Genomic DNA, 17714 nt, shown 5'->3' with positions numbered 1-17714 from the left:
TTGGCGGGTGGCGTACCCCGAGCCGAGGATGTCCGGCGGAGGTACGCACCGACATGAACCTGAAGCCTTACCGGGACGCGCTCGCCCTGCCCGGTCTCCGGTCGTTGCTGCTGGTGTCGGTGCTCGCCCGCGTCCCGCTCACCGCGACCGGGGTGACCCTGACGTTCTACGTCGTGTTCGACCTCGGGCGCGGCTACGGGGCGGCCGGTCTCGTCGGCGCGGCCATCACCGTGGGCGCCGCCATCGGCGGCCCGCTGCTCGGCCGGCTGGTCGACCGGCGCGGCCTGCGGCCGGTGCTCGTGCTGACCGGGATCGCCGAGGCGCTCTTCTGGTCCACCGCCCCGATGCTGCCCTACCCACTGCTGCTGCCGGCCGCGTTCCTGGCCGGCTCGCTGGCCCTGCCGATCTTCTCGGTCGTCCGGCAGTCCATCGCCGCGATGGTGCCGCCGGAGCGGCGCCGCCCCGCGTACGCGCTGGACTCGATGTCGGTGGAGCTGTCGTTCATGGTCGGCCCGGCGCTGGCCGTGGCGGCGGTCACCGCGATCTCCGCCCGGACGACCCTCTACCTGGTCGGCGCCGGGATCGTCGCCTCCGGCATCGCGTTCTGGCTGCTGAACCCGCCCGTCCGGGGCGGCGGTGAGCCGACCGGGCCGCAGCCGAGGGTGCCCCGTCGGGCGTGGCTCACCCCGCGGCTGCTCGCCGTGCTGGCGATCAGCGCCGCCGGCACGCTGGTGCTCGGCGGCACCGACGTGGCCGTGGTCGCCGTGCTGCGGGAGAGCGGCGACGTCGGGTGGACGGGCGCCGTACTCGCCGTGTGGGCGGTCGCCTCGCTGGTGGGCGGCTTCGCGTACGGAGCCGTCAGCCGCTCCTTCTCGCCCCTGGCCCTGATGGCCGCGCTCAGCCTCTGCACCATCCCGGTCGGGCTGGGCGGGGCGCACTGGTGGCTGCTCTGCCTGGCGCTGATCCCCGCCGGGGCGCTCTGCGCGCCGACCCTCGCGGCCACCGCCGACGCGGTGAGCCGGCTCGTACCCGCGTCCGTCCGCGGCGAGGCGATGGGCCTGCACGGCTCGGCGGTCACCGTCGGCATCGCGGTGGGCGCCCCGCTCGCCGGCGCCGTGATCGACGCCTCCGCCCCGGCCTGGGGTTTCGCGGTCACCGGCGCGATCGGCGCGCTGGTGGCGCTGGCCGTGCTCCCCATCGAACTGCGCCGCCGCCGCACCACCACCCCGCCCACGCCCGAGCCCGAGCCCGAGCCCGACCTGGCCCCGCTCCCCGCCACCTGACCCCCGCCGCCCCCGCCGCCGCCGCCGCGGCTCGCCCGGCGATCTTGCACTTTCGGCCCTCGATATGTGGCCTTTGTTCGGTCTCGCCGGGGCAGCAAGTGCAAGATCGCGGGGCGGTTGGCTGAGGGCTGGGGATCCTGCCGTGGGCGGTGTGGGCGGCTCGGGTTTCGGCTACGGGCCGTTGGCGCGGATGCCCGGCGGCCAGCGCCGAACTCGGCGTCGACGCACCTGACGTCCATCCGGCCGGTGCCGCCTCGATCTCGTCAGTGGATCGGTGCGGCCTGCCGGCGGCCCGGCCCGCCTGTCCGGTCCCGCCGCCGGGCGGCGCTGGGGACCGTACCGCTGTCCGGTCGGCTGTCCGCGCCCCTGTCGGAGGGCGACCGGGCGACGTCACCTCCGACAACGGCGACGGGCGCCGCCCCTTGTGGGGGCGGCGCCCGTCGTACGTGGTGCGTGAGCGTCAGCGGCGGTCGACGTCGGAGGCGACGTCCTCCTGGTAGCTCGCGCCGCCGTCGGACTCGCTGGTCAGCGGCTTGGCGCCGCCCTCCGGCGGGCCGGCCAGCGTCTGCCCGGCGGCCAGCTCGGGGAACTTGAGGTCGAACGCGGGCCGCTCGGAGCGGATCCGCGGCATCCGGTCGAAGTTCCGCAGCGGAGGCGGCGAGGTGGTCGCCCACTCCAGCGAGTTGCCGTGGCCCCACGGGTCGTCGACCTCGACGACCGGCCCGGCCTTGTACGACTTCCAGCAGTTCCAGATGAACGGCAGCGTCGAGATACCGGTGAGGAACGCGCCGATCGTGGAGACCATGTTGAGCGTGGTGAACCCGTCCTCGGGCAGGTAGTCGGCGTACCGACGCGGCATGCCCTCGTTGCCCAGCCAGTGCTGCACCAGGAACGTGGTGTGGAAGCCGATCATGGTCAGCCAGAAGTGCACCTTGCCCAGCCGCTCGTCGAGCATCCGGCCGAACATCTTCGGGAACCAGAAGTAGATGCCGGCGAAGACGGCGAACACGATCGTGCCGAAGAGCACGTAGTGGAAGTGCGCCACCACGAAGTACGAGTCGTGCAGGTGGAAGTCGAGCGGCGGGCTGGCGAGCAGCACACCGGTGAGACCACCGAAGAGGAACGTCACCAGGAAGCCGAGCGAGAAGAGCATCGGCGTCTCGAAGCTGACCTGGCCCCGCCACATGGTGCCGATCCAGTTGAAGAACTTCATACCGGTCGGCACGGCGATCAGGTAGCTCAGGAAGCTGAAGAAGGGCAGCAACACCTGGCCGGTGGCGAACATGTGGTGCGCCCAGACGCTCATCGACAGGCCGGCGATGGCGATGGTCGCGGCGACCAGGCCCTTGTAGCCGAAGATCGGCTTACGGGAGAAGACCGGGATGACCTCACTGACGATGCCGAAGAACGGCAGCGCGATGATGTACACCTCGGGGTGGCCGAAGAACCAGAAGAGGTGCTGGTAGAGCATCGGCCCGCCGGTCGCCGGGTCGTACACGTGGGCGCCCATGATGCGGTCCGCGGCCAGCGCCAGGAGCGCGGCGGCCAGCAGCGGGAAGACCAGGATCACCAGGAGGCTGGTGACCAGCATGTTCCAGGTGAAGATCGGCATCCGGAACATGGTCATGCCCGGCGCGCGCAGGGTCAGGATCGTGGTGATCAGGTTGACCGCGCCGAGGATCGAACCCAGACCGGAGATGACCAGGCCGATCACCCACAGGTTGGCGCCGACGCCCGGGGAGTGCTCGACGCCGCTCAGCGGCGCGTAGGCGGTCCAGCCGAAGTCGGCGGCGCCACCCGGCGTGATGAAGCCGACCATCGTCATCGAGCCGCCGAAGAGGAACAGCCAGTAGGCGAAGCTGTTCAGCCGGGGGAACGACACGTCCGGCGCGCCGATCTGCAGCGGCACCACGTAGTTCGCGAAGGCGAACACGATCGGCGTCGCGAAGAACAGCAGCATGACGGTGCCATGCATGGTGAAAAGCTGGTTGTACTGCTCGGGCGACAGGAACTGCAGCCCGGGTCGGGCCAGCTCGGCCCGCATGATCAGGGCCATCAGGCCGCCGATCATGAAGAACACGAACGCGGTGACCATGTACATGATCCCGATCTGCTTCGCGTCCGTGGTCCGCAGCAGCCGCGCGATGGCCGACCCCTTGACCGGCGCTCGGACCGGCCAGGGCCGGGTCACGACCGGCTTGGGTGCGACGGTGGTCACGAGTGGCCTCCGGTTCTGGGTTGTCCCGCTCGGCACACGCTGGTTATCTGCGGGCCGTCATCCGCAAGGAGGATAGTCCCCGGCAGGTGGCTGCGCCGCGTGGGGTGGTCGGGTAGCCTGCGCCACCTGCTCTGGTGGGCGGCCCGCCGCGACCTACAGCGGGCCGAGCAGCAGTCGGTAGTGCTCGCCGAAGATCCGGCCGCCGCGCCCGCGCAGCAGCGGGTCGCGCAGCGCCGGCGGCACGTCCCGGGTCCGGTTGCGGTCGCGGGTCCGGTCCCGCACCCATCGCGTACGGGGGCGACGACGACTCTCGTACGCGGCCAGCGCGGCCTCGACGCCGCCGGCCGCCCCGAGCGACTCGGCGAGCACGACGGCGTCCTCCAGTGCCATCGCCGCGCCCTGGGACAGCGTCGGGGCGGTGGCGTGCGCGGCGTCGCCGACGAGCAGCACCCGCCCCCGGGACCAGCGCCCCAGCTCCACCTCCTCGGTGACCCCGACGTGCACCCGGTCCAGCACCTCCAGCACCTCCGGCACCGGCCCGCCGTAGTCGCCGAACAGCTCGCGCAGCCGGGCCACCGGGTCGGCCGGCGCGACCGTGCCGGCCTCGTCGGCGTAGCAGTGCAGCCGCCCGGCGCCGAGCGGCACGGCCAGGAAGCCGGCGCGCTGGCCGAGCAGGGCGGTCCACTCCGCGAGCCGGGGGCCGCCGCGCACCACGCTGCGGTAGACGACCTGGCCGGCGGGCTGGGGCGGGCCGCCGAGCGCGGCGAGAAAACGGACGGTGGAGCGCGGCCCGTCGGCGCCGATCACCAGGTCGTACTCGGTGGCGGTGCCGTCGACGAAGGTGACGCCGACGGACCGCGGCAGCAGGTCGAGGGTGCGCACCTCGGCCCCGTGCCGGACGGCGCCGCCGGCCCCGGTGAGCAGCACCCGGTGCAGTTCCGACCGGGGCAGGGCCCGGCACTCGCCGACGCCGGCCCAGAGCGCGTCGAGGTCCACCTCGCACAGCGGCGCCCCGGCCGCGTCGAGGAACCGCTGGCGGTGGATGACCTGCCCGAGCGGGCGGACCGGCCCGTCGAGGTCCAGCCGGCGCAGCGCCCGGGCGGCGTTGCCGGGCAGGTAGAGCCCGGTCTCGACGTTCTCGCCCGAGGGCAGCCTCTCGGTCACGTCGGGCCGGAAGCCCACCATCCGCAGCGCCCGGGCCACGGCCAGGCCGGCGATGCCCGCGCCGACGACGAGGATGCGCAGGGGGAAGCCACCCATGGTGGTGTACGCCTCCGGAGGGGTTCGGCACGCGTTGGAGGCAAGACACTACTCGGCGCAATCGGCACACACCAGAGTCAATCGTGCCACTCCGAAACATTCCTCGGTGGGCCGATCCCGTTGCGCGGTGGACCGCCTGCCCACTGCGCGGCCCGGTCGTGACAAACCTCACCTACCTCGCCAATACCCCACGACCGTTGCGCAAGGGTGCCGGAGATCACCGGTTCCCGGCTCTGGCCGCGTACCGGCGAACCCAGTCGACGAACGACGACTGGGGGTCGTCCAAGCTGCTCAGCACGTCGTCCAGCTCGGCACTGGGGCCCTCATCGGCAAGTAGAACGGCCAGCGCTGCGTCGCGGGGGCAGTCACCCGGCAGCGGGGCACCCGACCGGAGCCGTTCCCTGAGGACGGCGCGATCCAACAGCGGGGCGAACTCCACGATCTTCTCCGCCAACAGCCTCCGCAGCGTCGGCCCCTTCTCGGCCACCGCCTGAGGGGAATCGATCCACCACAGCTCGTGATCTCCGGAGTCGATCCCGGCGGGGACCCTGCCACTCGTCAGGATGCGGAGCATCTCCTCACGCGGCAACGCCCAGAGCGAATTCGGCTTGATCAACCGGGTTCTGATCAAGCCCTCCGGGAAATCCGGTGGTTCGGCGTCCGCTGACGTCGAGTCGCTACGCGTCTTCTGCAACCACGCGTGCGGCACGACGGCCACGTTGACGAAGAACGCGTACGCATTCCTGGTTGACGACGTGGATCGCTGAAACTCCACGATGAGAGCGTCGCCGTCGTCTCCGATGCGCCGGTAGACACGTCCCGTCCCCGTCAGGCGGTGCTCCGCCAGGACCGGATCGAGGAACTCCTGGAAGAGCGTCCGGCTCAGGTTCCTCGCCAGGTGTTCAGTCATCGCCCCTCTCACTCTCGGTGCGCAGTGGGAACCGCCGCGCCACCTTTCTTCGAGCGGTGCGGCGAGCCTCCCGAGGATCCTGCGATGCGGCGAACCGGACGCGCGACGTCCGCCAGGCCACCCCCGGGGGCCTGGCGGACGTCGTTACGGATCGGACCGGTGGTCAGACCCGGGTGAGTCGGACGGCGTCGGCGATGATCAGGCCGCTGGCGGAACTCCACCGGCTGACGGCGACCCGGTTGGCGTCGCCGGCCGGCAGGGTGAAGGTGCCGAGCGTGCGCCACTGCCCGCCGGTCGCCCGCTGGTCGACGATGATCGTCCGGTTGCCGGTGGTGGTGGCGACGATGTACGGCGTCGCGGCGTTGTAGCCCGCGTTGGCCGGCCACCAGGCGTCGACCCGGTAGTTCGCGGTCGCCGGGACGTTGAACTTGTACCAGGCGGCGTCGCTGGCGGCGACCGGGTCCGCGAAGCGGTAGTCGGCCCCGTAGCGCTGGCCCGAGTACGTCGAGGTGCCCCAGTTGGCGCTGGCGGTGAACCGGCCGGCGGTGTTGTTGTCCACCACGGAACTCCAGGCGGTTCCGCCCGCCATCTTGGCGGCGACGTCGGAGCGCATCTTGTTCAGGTCGATGAACGACGGGTCGATCTTGCCGGTGGTGCTCGTCTCCCGGTGCCCGCGCGCGTAGCTGGCGTCCCGGCCCAGCCGCTTGAGCACGGCCGCGGTGGCGGCGATCGACGCGTTGTACTGCGCCGTCGTCATCTGCTGGCTGACCCCGTTGTAGTCGATCTCCCAGCCGATCATCAGGGTGTTGCCGTCGCCGGCCGGGATCGGCCCGCTGCCGCCGCTGACACCCGCGTGGTTGCAGCGCCCGGCGGAGATGACGTGGAAGACGCCGTGGTAGTCGACCAGGGCCTGGCAGAGCGGGCCGGGCAGGTCGGACCGGCCGTTGATGCAGACGTTGAGCGCCGGGTGCGGGTTGGTGGCGCTGGAGGTCGCGGCGGTGTGGTGCCAGAGCACGCCGATCGGGTTGAAGTCACCCGGACGCATCCGGTTGAGCCAGTCGCCCTCGACGACGACCTGGACGCCCGCCCCCCGCAGGACGTCCACCAGCCAGGGAATGGTGGCCATCAGGACTCCCCGAACAGGTCGGCGAGGCACTCGGCCTTCGGCGCGGCGATCGGCGCGGCGCTGGCCGCGGCGGGCTTGGCGGCGACGACCACCGCGGTGGCCGCCAGGGCCGACATGCCCAGGAGCCTGCGGCGGCGCAGGCGGGCGGGTCGTGGCGCGTTCATGGGGGCTCCTTCAGCGAGGGCGGAGGGGTTCCGACTGACCGATGAACTGGTGACGCGCACGCTATATCGTCACGAGCATCTATGTCGATACCCTTCATCGCCCCTATTCGGGCTGAAGGAATTTGGCAACCCGACCACCGTCCGGGGGCCGTGCGGACCCAGGACCAAGGGTCACCGAAGGGGTTGTCAGGGGTTGCCGAGGGCGTCGATGTCGCGCATCTCCTCGGCGGTGAGCGAGAAGTGGAAGATGTCGGCGTTGGCGCGGATCCGGTCCGGGGTCACCGACTTGGGGATGACCACGATCTCGTGGTCGACGTGCCAGCGGAGCACCACCTGGGCCGGGGAGACGTCGTGCGCGGCGGCGATCCGGGTCAGCACCGGGTCGGCGAGGTCACTGGTCTTGAACGGGCTGTAACCCTCCAGCACCACGCCCCGGTCCCGGTGCTCCCGGTGCCGCTGCCGGTCGTACAGCGACGGGCTCCACCGGATCTGGTTGACCGCCGGGTTCTCCTCCGTCGCCTGGATCAGCTCGTCGATCTCGGCGGTGCTGTAGTTGCTCACCCCCACCGCCCGCGCGAGCCCCTCGTCCCGGGCGGCGAGCAGCTCCCGCCACACCGGGATGCTGTCTCCCGGGTTCGCCGGCGGCCAGTGCACCAGCCACAGGTCGACGCAGTCGGTGCCGAGCGCGGTCAGGCTCGCCTCGAGGGTCTCCCGCTCCCGGCCGACCCGGTCCGGCGGCAGCTTCGTGGTGACGAAGACGTCCTCGCGGCGCAGCCCGCTCTCCTGTACCGCCCGGCCGACCTCCTCCTCGTTGCCGTACATGGTGGCGGTGTCGACGTGCCGGTAGCCGGCGTCCAGCGCGGCGAGCACGGCGTCGTACCCGGCCTGGCCGGTGGCCTGCCACGTGCCGAAGCCGAGCAGAGGCATCCGCACCTCGCCCGGGAGCGGAACCGTCGGCTGCTCCAGGTGGTCCATGCCGACGGGTCTACCCGTGCTGACCCCCGACATGCTCCGCCGATCCGGACAACCGGGCGCCCAGCGGACCGGCGCGGTTTGCCGGAGAATGCGGGGGTGGCTGACCGGCTGGAGGAGTACCGGCGCAAACGGGACGCGGCGCGCACCCCGGAGCCGGTGCCGAAGCGGCCCCCACGGCGGAAGAAGCCGGCCGAGGGGACGGCCCGGTTCGTCATCCAGCAGCACCACGCCCGCAGCCTGCACTGGGACCTGCGGCTGGAGCACGAGGGCGTACTGGCCTCCTGGGCGGTGCCGCGCGGGCTGCCCCGCGACACCGGCCGCAACCACCTCGCCGTGCACACCGAGGACCACCCGATGGAATACCTGGACTTCCACGGCGAGATCCCGGCGGGCGAGTACGGCGGCGGCCGGATGACCATCCACGACCGGGGCACGTACCGCTGCGAGAAGTGGCGCGACGACGAGGTCGTCGTGGTGCTCGACGGGGAACGCACCGCCGGGCGGTACGTGCTCTTCGCCACCGGTGGCAAGGGTGGCCGGGACTGGATGGTCCGGCGCACCGACCCGCCGCCGGAGGGCTGGACGAGCATGCCGGAGCTGGTCCGCCCCATGCGTCCCACGCCGGCGGCGAAACTGCCGAGGGACCAGGCGGAGTGGGGCTACGAGCTGCGCTGGGACGGGGTGCGCGCGGTCGCGTACGTCTCCGGGGGACGCCTGCGGCTGCTCTCGGAGGGCGACGAGGACATCTCCGGGACGTACCCCTGGCTGCGCGAGATGGCCGAGGAACTGGCCCCGGCGGAGGCGGTGCTGGACGGCGTCCTGGTCCGCATCGACACCGCCGGGAGGGTACGCCCCGCCCGCAGCGGGCGCCGGACCCCGGACGCGCAGTACCTGATCTTCGACCTGCTCTGGCTGGAGGGCGTGACCAGCACCGACCTGCCGTACGCGCAGCGCCGGGAGCTGCTCGACGGTCTGGCGCTCGCCGGCCCGCACTGGCAAACTCCGCCCTGGTTCCCCGGTGCCGGCCCCGAGGCGCTGCGGACCGGGCGGGAGCAGGGGCTGCCCGGGGTGGTGGCGAAGCGGCTGGACTCGACCTACGAGCCCGGCCGCCGCAGTCGGCGCTGGCTGAGCATCGACGCGGGCTGAGGAACGGGGCGGCCGGAAGCCGGGACACGAGCGGGACCACGATCCGCGACACGAGTCGAGACGGCGAGGAGCAGCGTGTACCTGACCCACCTGGAGTGCCCGCGCTGCGGGCGGGAGCACGACGCCGGCAAGCTGGTCAACCTCTGCGACTGCGGCTCGCCCCTGCTGGCCCGCTACGACCTGGCCGCGGTGGCGAAGGTGCTCACCCCGGAGCGGTTCCCGCTGCGCCCGGCCGACCTCTGGCGCTACCGGGAGCTGCTGCCGGTGGCCGACCCGCGGCACACGACCACGCTGGGCGAGGGCTGGACGCCGCTGCTGCGTACCCCGGCCTACGGCGCGGAGATCGGCATTCCGGACCTGCTGGTCAAGGACGAGGGGCTGACGCCGACCGGCTCGTTCAAGGCGCGCGGCGCGGCGGTGGGCGTCAGCCGGGCCCGGGAGCTGGGCGTGCGGCGGATCGCCATGCCGACCAACGGCAACGCGGGCGCGGCCTGGGCGACGTACGCCGCGCGGGCCGGGCTGGGCGCGACGATCGTCATGCCGCTGTCCGCGCCGGCCGTCTGCCGGCGGGAGTGCGTGGCCGCCGGGGCCGACCTGCGCCTGGTCGACGGGCTGATCGGCGACGCCGGCCGGCACGTCGCGGGGCTGGTCGCGGGCTCCGGCGGCGCGGTCTTCGACGCCGGCACGCTGCGCGAGCCGTACCGGCTCGAGGGCAAGAAGACGATGGGGTACGAGATCGTCGAACAGCTCGGCTGGCAGGTGCCGGACGTGATCGTCTATCCCACCGGGGGCGGGGTCGGCCTGATCGGCATTCACAAGGCGCTGCACGAGCTGCGCGAGCTGGGCTGGATCGAGGACAGGCTGCCCCGCCTGGTCGCGGTGCAGTCGACCGGCTGCGCCCCGATCGTCCGGGCCTTCGCCGCCGGGGAGGAGCGGGCGCGACCCTGGGCCGACGCGCACACCGTGGCGTTCGGCATCACCGTGCCCGCCCCGCTCGGCGACGAGCTGATCCTCGACGCGCTGCGGGCCAGCGCCGGCACCGCGATCGCGGTCGACGACGCCGAGATCCTGGCCGACCTGCGGGACTTCGCGGCGCGGGAGGGGCTGTTGCTCTGCCCGGAGGGGGCCGCCTGTCTGACCGCCGCCCGGCACCTGCGCGCCGGCGGCTGGATCCGGGCCGGCGAGCGGGTGGTGGTGCTCAACACCGGGTCCGGGCTGAAGTACCCGGAGACCGTGGACGTCGCCGACGTGCCGGTGCTGCCGGCCTGACGGTGTAAGGAAGGGACCCTTCCTCTACAAATTGCGATAGGAGGGGGCCCTTCCTTACACCGCCGTCAGTCCGTGGTGGGGTCGGTGAGGCGCCAGGCGGCGCTGACCAGGCCGATGTGCGACAGCGCCTGCGGGGTGTTGCCGAGCTGCGCACCCGTACGCGGGTCGATCTGCTCGCTGAACAGGCCGACGTCGTTGGCGTGCCCGAGCACCCGCTCGAAGAGCGCCTCGGCGCGCCCTCGCTCGCCGGCCATCACCAGGCACTCCACCAGCCAGAACGAGCAGAGCAGGAAGCCGGCCGGGTCGGTGCCCCAGCGCCGGAGGAGGCCGTTGCCGGCGCCCAGCTCGCGCTCGACCGCCTCGATGGTGGCGCGCATCCGCGGGTCGGTCGCCGGCAGGAAGTGCACCAACGGCAGCAGCAGCGCGGAGGCGTCCAGCTCGGGCGAGCCGAACGCCCCCGTGTACGCGCCGACCCGCTCGTCCCAGCCCTCGCGCAGCACGGCGGCCCGGATCTCGTCGCGGGTGCTCGCCCAGCGCCGCGGGTCGGCCCGGTCGCCGAGCCGGGGCGCGAGCCGCACCGCCCGGTCGATCGCCACCCAGCACAGCACCTTCGACGACAGGTAGTGCCGGTCGGCGTCCCGGGTCTCCCAGATCCCCCGGTCGGGCAGGTGCCAGGTGGCCGCCACCTGCTCGGTCAGGCCGAGCACCATCTCGCGCAGTTCCTCGTCGAACGTCTCGCCCAGGTAATCCCGCAGCCGCCAGACCGCCGAGATCACCTCGCCCGGCACGTCGAGCTGGCGCTGCCGCCAGGCGTCGTTGCCGACCCGGACCGGCAGGCTGTCGGCGTGGCCGCGCAGGTGGTGGCACTCGTACTCGGAGATGTCCCGCTCCCCCTCCAGCCCGAAGAGCACCGGCACGGGAGCGGGGCCGACCCGACCGATCGACCGGGCCGCCCAGGCGAAGAGGCGGGACGCCTCCGACGGGCACGCGGCCACCCAGAGGGCACGCATGGTCATCGCGAAGTCACGCAGCCACGAGTAGCGGTAGTCGTAGTTGCGGTCGCCGCCGATCCGTTCCGGCAGCGACGTGGTCAGGGCCGCGGCGACCGCGCCGCTGCGGGCGTACGTGAGGCCGGTGAGCACGGTCGCGCTGTGCCGGACCTGGCCCGGGTAGCGGCCGTCGTAGTGGTGCGCCTCCCGGTACGCCTGCCACGCCCGCACCGTCTCGGCGAGCGCGGTCACCGGGTCCAGCCGGACCGGCGCCGCCCCGTACGCCCGCCCGTACGCCACGTCGAAGCCGACCACCTGCCCGGCGGCGACCTCGAAGTCCTGCCGGACGCGGTCCCGCTCGACGGTCAGCGGGACCCCGCCGGCGCGCAGGCTCAGCACCACCGGGCCGGCCGCGGCGAGCACCCCGCCGTCGGGCCGCTCGTGCAGGTAGGGGGTGAGCAGGCCGTACTCCGGGCGGGGGCGGAAGTCCAGCGACATCCGCACCCGCCCGGTCAGCCCCTCGACCACCCGCAGCAGCACCGCCGGCGAGTTCATCCCCAGCTCGTGGCCCCGGGCGCCGAGTTCGGCGGCGAGCGCGTCGGTGACCGCCACGCTGCCCTCCGGGGTGTGGTGCACGGTGCGCAACACCAGCGTGTCGGCGAGGTACGCCCGCTCCGTCCGGTGCCCGGGCAGCCCGGCCGCGACGGGCGCCAGCCGCCAGTGGCCGGCCGCCGGGTCGAGCAGCCGGCCGAAGACCGACGGGGCGTCGAACCGGTCCGGGCACCACCAGTCGATCGAGCCGTCCCGGCCGACCAGTGCGCCCGAGCGGCAGTCGGAGAGGAATCCGTAGTCGGAGATCGCCGGCTGGTCCACCCGCTGCGGGTACCCCGTTCGGCCCGCCTCAGGCAGCCCCGCCGGGGCACCGATCGGGCCGACCAGGAGGGCGGCCCCGCGGGCGGGCGGTCAGGCGGCGACCCCGCCGGCGAGCGGTCAGGCGGGCGGCACCGCCCGGTGGACGGGTCAGGAGGTGGGCGGCTCGTCCTCGCCGGCCTCCTCCGCCGCGTCGGCCTCCTCCTTCGTCCGGTGCACCGCCTGGTCGGCGTGCTCCGGCGGACCGTAGACGGTGTAGAGCACCAGCGGGTTCGGGCCGGTGTTGACGAAGTTGTGCTTCGTACCGGCCGGCACCACCACCAGGTCGCCCTGGACGACCTCGCGCTTCTCCCCCGCCACCCGGGCCTCGCCGGTGCCGCTGACGAAGGTGAGAATCTGGTCGATGTCCTCGTGGACCTCCTCGCCGATCTCACCACCCGGCGGGATCGTCATGATCACCAGCTGGGTGTGCTCACCGGTCCACAGCACCCGCCGGAAATCCGGGCTCTTCTCGGCAACGGTCGCGATCGTGTAATGCTCCATGCCGCCACACATACCCGCTCGGGCGCGACGCCACGCCGAGACGTGCAGATGGTGGAATTGCCCACTGATCCCAGGTTTGGCGCCCCCGTGGGCGGGGATCGAGACAGGGACGGGCGCACGGCGCCGGTCGAGCCAGGTCCCCGCTGACGTACCGCCGTACGGCTGCGGCGGTGGGAGACGGCCAGAGCGCGGCGACGTTCCGATCCCGAGGGATCCGAGCGGCGCCGCGCGCTCATGTCCCCCGCCAGGGCGGCGGAACGCCCGTCGTCGCGCGCTCCTCGAGGGGCCGTGGCGCGCTCAGTCGTCGTCGGCGGCCGCCACGGGCTCCCGGCCGACGCAGCGCACCTTCAGCTCGAACTCGCCGGCCGGGCCGGCGAACGCGACCTCCACGTCGTCGTCCGGCCCCCGGTCGACGTCGGAGACGCGGTAACCCTGCGCCGGCGCCCAGGAGACCAGCCGCACCCCGTCCGACCCGCACTCGGCCACGGCCGTGCCGCCCGCCGTGACGAAGGCCCGGCGCTCGCCGTGCGGAGCGGAGCCGGTCGGTGCCGGCGACGACGGCCCCGCGCCGGTGGCGGTCGACTCGGGCGAGGCCAGGGCGCGCTCGACCTCCTCCTGGCTCAGCACGACGCCGCCCGGGGTGCCGGCGATGCTCTCCCCCACCCACCGGATCGCGGCCACCCCGATCAGGGTGGCGACGGCGGCGGTGGCCAGCCAACCGGCGACAGCGAGGAACGAACGGCGGCGCATCCACCGAGTGTCCCCGATCCCGGGTTGGGCCGAGCCCTGGCCGAGGCTAAGGGACGGTTAAGGACCCGGGCCGGCACGTCCGGGGCGGCTACCCTGCCCCCTGTGGCCCGCCTGCTGCTCATCGAGGACGACCTGACGATCCGTACGCCGCTGCTGCGGGCGCTGCGCGAACGGGGGCACGCGGTGGCCGCCGCCTCGACGGCGATGGCCGGCCTGCGCGACGCGCTGGACGACCGGCCCGACCTCGTCGTGCTGGACCTGGGCCTGCCCGACCTGGACGGCCGGGAGCTGCTGCGGATGCTGCGCGCCGTCAGCGTCGTGCCGGTGATCGTGGCCACCGCCCGCGACGACGAGACCGAGATCGTCCGGGTGCTCGACGCCGGGGCCGACGACTACGTGGTGAAGCCGTTCACGGCGGCGCAGCTCGACGCGCGGATCCGGGCGGTGCTCCGGCGCGGGGCGGGGTCCGTCCCCGAGGACCCGGCGCTGGTGGTCGGCGGGCTGCGGGTGGACCCGAGGTCGCGGCAGGTCACCCTGGACGGCGAGCCCGTCGAGCTGACGCCGCGCGAGTTCGACCTGCTGCACCACCTCGCCGGCCGGCCGGGCCAGGTGGTCACCAAGCGGGAACTGCTCGCCGAGGTGTGGCAGATCCCGTACGGCGGCGCCGACAAGACCGTGGACGTGCACCTGTCCTGGCTGCGCCGCAAGCTCGGGGAGAGCGCCCAGGCGCCCCGCTACCTGCACACGGTGCGGGGCGTCGGGGTGCGGCTCGAAGCGCCCGGGAGCGCCGGATGAGGGCGCGGCTGGCCCTGCTGGTCGCCGCGGTCAGCGTGCTCACCCTGGTCGCCTTCCTGGTGCCGCTGGCGCTGCTGGTGCGGACCGTCGCCGAGGACCGGGCCACGGTGCGGGCCACGGCCGACGCGCAGAGCCTCGTCACCGTCGTCGGCACCGCCGACACCGCGACGATCCGGTTGACGGTGGAGCAACTGGCCGCGGAGTCCGACCGGCCGGTCAGCGTCTTCCTGCCCGACGGCACCGTGCTCGGCGCCCCGGCCGCGCGGACGCCCGCGGTGGCGCTGGCGGCGCGGGGGCAGAGCCTCACCGCGGAGTCGGGGCGGGGGCGCGAGGTGGTGATCGCGGTGCAGGGCCGCCCGGACGGCACCGGGGTGATCCGCACGGTGGTCCCGCCCGAGGAGCTGACCGCCGGGGTGACCCGCTCCTGGCTGGTCCTGGCCCTGCTCGGCGTGTTGCTGGTGCTGATCGGGCTGGCCGTCGCCGACCGGCTGGCCCGCACCCTGGTCCGGCCGATCGGTGAGCTGTCCGCGGTGTCGCACCGGCTGGCGAACGCCGAACTGGACGCGCGCGTCACGCCCGCCGGGCCGCCGGAGCTGCGTGAGGTGGCCGGCGCCCTCAACCACCTCGCCGGTCGGATCCAGGTGCTGCTGGCGCAGGAGCGGGAGGAGGTCGCCGACCTGTCACACCGCCTGCGCACCCCGCTGACCGCGCTGCGGCTGGAGGCCGAGTCGCTTCGCGACCCGGAGGACGCGGCCCGGGTGACCGCGGCGGTGGACGGGCTGGAGCGGGCGGTCACCGGCCTGATCCGGCAGGCCCGCTGGCGGGCGCCGACAGCCGGGGCGGCCAGCGCGGACGCGGCCACGGTGGTGGCCGAACGGGTCGCCTTCTGGTCGGTCCTGGCCGAGGACACGGGGCGCGCGGTCACGCTGGACCTGGCGCCGGGACCGCTGCCGGTGGGCGTGCCCGCCGACGAGTTGGCGGCGGCCGTGGACGCCCTGCTCGGCAACGTCTTCGCGCACACCCCGGACGGCACGGCGTTCGCCGTCCGGCTGACGGCCCGGGCGGGCCGGGCCGTGCTGACCGTGGCGGACGAGGGGCCGGGCATCGCGCCCGACACCGTCGACCGGGGCGCCAGCACCGCCGGTTCCACGGGACTCGGACTGGACATCGCCCGGCGCGCCGCCGAGGCCGCCGGCGGCCGCCTCACCCTGCACAACGCGCCCTCCGGCGGTGCCGAGGTACGCCTCGAACTCGGCCCGCCGACGCCCTGACCGGGCAGGCTCGCGCCGCGCCGGCGGGGCGGTTCGGGGTCCCGGCGGCTGGGCGCGGCGACCGGACGCGGCGGCCGAGCGCGGCGACCGGACGCGGCGGCTGGGCGCGGCGACCGGACGCGGCGGCCGAACGCGGCGACCTTAACCCGGGCTTAGCGTTCGGGCAGCGTGCCGCTATCCCGTTGGGCGCGATCCTCGTGGTCAGAAACCGAGGAAAGGCGAACGAGATGAAGCGGAACCCCCTGATCCTGGCGTCGGTCGGCGGCATGGCGGTGCTCGCCGTAGCCGGCGCGACCCTCGGCGTCGCGGCCGCCGACAGCGGTCCCGCCCGGGCGACCACCCTGGCCGCCGCCACGACCGCCCCGACCACTGCCGCGACCCCGGACAGCGCGACCAGCACCCCGGCGACCGGCGGCCCCTCGGCGGCCCCCGGCACGTCGGGCAGCGGAGCCCCGGCGACCGGCGGGGATGCCGTCAGCGAGCAGCGGGCCCGCGAGATCGCGCTCGCCCGGGCGGGCGGCGGCCAGGTCGTCGAGATCGAGGCCGAGCAGGAGCACGGCCGGCCCGTGTGGAGTGTGGAGATCGTCGCCGGGCAGACCGAGCACGAGATCGACGTCGACCGGGAGAACGGCACCGTGGTCAAGGCCGAGCAGGAGCCCGTCGACGACGATGACGACCGCGACGATGACGATGACGATGACGACCGCGACGACGACTCCGACGACGACTGACCGCGGTGCCGCCGCCTCCCGCATCAGGGGGACGGCGTCGTCGGCTGCCCGGGTCGCGTCCGGACCGGCCGCCAACGGCGGACGTCAGGCGCCCCGGGTACGCCGTCAGGCGCCCCGGGTACGGCGTCAGGCGCCCCGGGTACGGCGTCAGGCGTGCCGAATACGGCGTGAGACGTCGGGCGTCCGGTGGCGGGCGTCGGCGGATCGCGGGCCGGTGGCGCGTCAGGGCGGGCCGATCGACCCTGTGACCGACACCGATGTCTGGCTACATTGGGGTATGGTGCCCGCCCACGGAGGCCGGGCGGCGGAACCGGTCTACCGCCCCATCCTCGCCAGCCGGCGGGGCGAGCTGGAGGCGCTCGGTCATCTCGACGACGTCGTCACTTCCCTGCTCGCCCCGGTTCTCCAGGTGTCCATCCTGGACTCGTACACACTGGACGTTCTCGGTCGGCTGCCCACCGGGCTGCTCCCGGCCGTCGACGTCACCGGTCTGCCCGACGCTCCGGAGACCGAGCTGGCCCGCTGGGGCGTACCGCTGGTGCCGGTGATCGGGCTCGCGGACAGCGACCGGCGCCTGGTGGCGCACGGCGCGGCGGCGCGGGGCCACGCCCACCGGGCGGTGGTCCGGCTGCGGGTCGGCCAGGACCGGGCCGGCCCGGACGCGACCACGGCGGCGGTGGAGCGCGTCTGGCGCCTCGCGCGCCTCGTCCCCGAGCAGTGCGACCTGCTCCTCGACGCCGGGGACGTGTGCTGCGCGGCCGACGTGCGGCTCGCCGAGCCGCGGCTGCGCCGGCTGCTGGAGTGGGCACGCCGGCACGCCTGGCGGTCGGTGAGCGTGGCGGCCGGCGGAATGCCGCCCGCGGTGTCCGGCCTCCCCACCGACGAGCCGGTACGCCTCGACCGCTGGGACTGGCGGCTCTGGCAGCGGCTGGCGGATCTCGGCGTCGGGTACGGCGACTACGGCGTCGGCTCGGCGGTGCCCGGCGCCGACCAGCCGGGCGACCGGCTGCCCACCGTGCGCTACACCACCGACGACGCCTGGTGGGTGTACCGCTGGTCGCGGCGGGGCGGGCGGGGCGACGACCGGTTCGCGGACCTGTGCCGCGCGCTGGTCTCGGCGCCGCACTGGCCGGCCGCCGGGGCCGACTTCTCCTGGGGCGACCACGAGATCGTCCGGCGCGCCCGGCGGGGCGCCGGTGCGGGCTCGGCCAGCAACTGGGCGGCGTGGAGCACGTCGCACCACCTGGCGCACGTGCTGGCGACGCTGGCGCGCCCCGGGCGGGAGGCCCGGCCGGAGCCGTGGCGCTCCGGTCAGCCGGCCGCCGAGCGGGGTCGGCCCGCCCGGCCGCACCGGGGCGGGGAGACCCGCCGGGCCGGCTGACCCGCCACCTCAGCGCCGGAAACCCGCACCGGG

General features: G+C 74.2%; 16 protein-coding genes. 7 read left to right on the top strand and 9 right to left on the bottom strand.

Going from position 1 to position 17714, the window contains the following annotated elements; genetic code table 11:
- Window positions 1-53: 53 nt before the first annotated feature.
- On the top strand, window positions 54-1283 hold the full coding sequence (locus tag AB0G14_RS17580; RefSeq protein WP_357698456.1) for an MFS transporter: 1230 nt from the start codon (window positions 54-56) through the stop codon (window positions 1281-1283).
- A gap of 460 nt (window positions 1284-1743) precedes the next feature.
- On the opposite strand, the gene ctaD is transcribed toward AB0G14_RS17580, so the two are convergent.
- The 6 genes from ctaD to AB0G14_RS17550 form a co-directional block, all read right to left on the bottom strand.
- Window positions 1744-3501: a cytochrome c oxidase subunit I gene (gene ctaD, locus AB0G14_RS17575; RefSeq protein ID WP_357698454.1), complete on the bottom strand. Its 1758-nt coding sequence runs from the start codon at window positions 3499-3501 to the stop codon at window positions 1744-1746.
- A 153-nt stretch (window positions 3502-3654) separates the two neighbouring features.
- Window positions 3655-4761, bottom strand: a complete 1107-nt coding sequence (locus AB0G14_RS17570; RefSeq protein ID WP_357698452.1) for an FAD-dependent monooxygenase — start codon at window positions 4759-4761, stop codon at window positions 3655-3657.
- 217 nt (window positions 4762-4978) lie between these two features.
- Window positions 4979-5671, bottom strand: a complete 693-nt coding sequence (locus AB0G14_RS17565) for a DUF4304 domain-containing protein (protein WP_357698450.1) — start codon at window positions 5669-5671, stop codon at window positions 4979-4981.
- 163 nt (window positions 5672-5834) lie between these two features.
- Complete coding sequence (locus AB0G14_RS17560) at window positions 5835-6797, bottom strand: N-acetylmuramoyl-L-alanine amidase (protein ID WP_357698448.1); 963 nt, start codon at window positions 6795-6797, stop codon at window positions 5835-5837.
- A complete protein-coding gene (locus tag AB0G14_RS17555) occupies window positions 6797-6961 on the bottom strand; it encodes a hypothetical protein (protein ID WP_357459210.1) in 165 nt (54 codons plus the stop codon). The genes AB0G14_RS17560 and AB0G14_RS17555 overlap by 1 nt, the downstream gene beginning before the upstream one ends.
- Window positions 6962-7147: 186 nt before the next feature.
- Window positions 7148-7936 carry an aldo/keto reductase gene (locus tag AB0G14_RS17550; protein WP_357698445.1) on the bottom strand — a complete coding sequence of 263 codons (789 nt, stop codon included), beginning with the start codon at window positions 7934-7936 and terminating at the stop codon, window positions 7148-7150.
- Window positions 7937-8032: 96 nt separating this feature from the next.
- Between AB0G14_RS17550 and AB0G14_RS17545 the strand changes: the two genes are divergently transcribed.
- Window positions 8033-9082, top strand: coding sequence for a DNA polymerase ligase N-terminal domain-containing protein (locus tag AB0G14_RS17545; RefSeq protein ID WP_357698443.1), 1050 nt, complete (start codon window positions 8033-8035; stop codon window positions 9080-9082).
- A 75-nt stretch (window positions 9083-9157) separates the two neighbouring features.
- Window positions 9158-10351 carry a threonine synthase gene (locus AB0G14_RS17540; protein WP_357698441.1) on the top strand — a complete coding sequence of 398 codons (1194 nt, stop codon included), beginning with the start codon at window positions 9158-9160 and terminating at the stop codon, window positions 10349-10351.
- A 65-nt stretch (window positions 10352-10416) separates the two neighbouring features.
- On the opposite strand, the gene AB0G14_RS17535 is transcribed toward AB0G14_RS17540, so the two are convergent.
- The 3 genes from AB0G14_RS17535 to AB0G14_RS17525 form a co-directional block, all read right to left on the bottom strand.
- Window positions 10417-12213 carry a glycoside hydrolase family 15 protein gene (locus tag AB0G14_RS17535; protein WP_357698439.1) on the bottom strand — a complete coding sequence of 599 codons (1797 nt, stop codon included), beginning with the start codon at window positions 12211-12213 and terminating at the stop codon, window positions 10417-10419.
- A gap of 147 nt (window positions 12214-12360) precedes the next feature.
- Window positions 12361-12765 (bottom strand): cupin domain-containing protein, encoded by a 405-nt coding sequence (locus tag AB0G14_RS17530; protein ID WP_357698437.1) that lies wholly within the window; start codon window positions 12763-12765, stop codon window positions 12361-12363.
- A 285-nt stretch (window positions 12766-13050) separates the two neighbouring features.
- On the bottom strand, window positions 13051-13503 hold the full coding sequence (locus tag AB0G14_RS17525; RefSeq protein WP_357698435.1) for a septum formation initiator: 453 nt from the start codon (window positions 13501-13503) through the stop codon (window positions 13051-13053).
- Between the two features lie 102 nt (window positions 13504-13605).
- On the opposite strand from AB0G14_RS17525, the gene AB0G14_RS17520 reads away from it, so the two are divergent.
- The 4 genes from AB0G14_RS17520 (at window position 13606) to AB0G14_RS17505 (ending at window position 17681) form a co-directional block, all read left to right on the top strand.
- Window positions 13606-14298 carry a response regulator transcription factor gene (locus AB0G14_RS17520; RefSeq protein WP_350676845.1) on the top strand — a complete coding sequence of 231 codons (693 nt, stop codon included), beginning with the start codon at window positions 13606-13608 and terminating at the stop codon, window positions 14296-14298.
- Window positions 14295-15569, top strand: a complete 1275-nt coding sequence (locus AB0G14_RS17515; protein WP_357698432.1) for a HAMP domain-containing sensor histidine kinase — start codon at window positions 14295-14297, stop codon at window positions 15567-15569. Before AB0G14_RS17520 ends, AB0G14_RS17515 begins: the two co-directional genes overlap by 4 nt.
- Before the next feature lie 227 nt (window positions 15570-15796).
- On the top strand, window positions 15797-16300 hold the full coding sequence (locus AB0G14_RS17510) for a PepSY domain-containing protein (protein ID WP_357698430.1): 504 nt from the start codon (window positions 15797-15799) through the stop codon (window positions 16298-16300).
- A 277-nt stretch (window positions 16301-16577) separates the two neighbouring features.
- Window positions 16578-17681 (top strand): hypothetical protein, encoded by a 1104-nt coding sequence (locus tag AB0G14_RS17505; RefSeq protein ID WP_357698577.1) that lies wholly within the window; start codon window positions 16578-16580, stop codon window positions 17679-17681.
- The last annotated feature ends 33 nt before the right edge of the window (window positions 17682-17714 follow it).

The organism is Micromonospora sp. NPDC023814 (genome assembly GCF_040639595.1).
Lineage (GTDB): Bacteria > Actinomycetota > Actinomycetes > Mycobacteriales > Micromonosporaceae > Micromonospora.
Note: the sequence above shows the minus strand (reverse complement) of the source record. Positions and strands in the feature narration are given on the sequence as shown.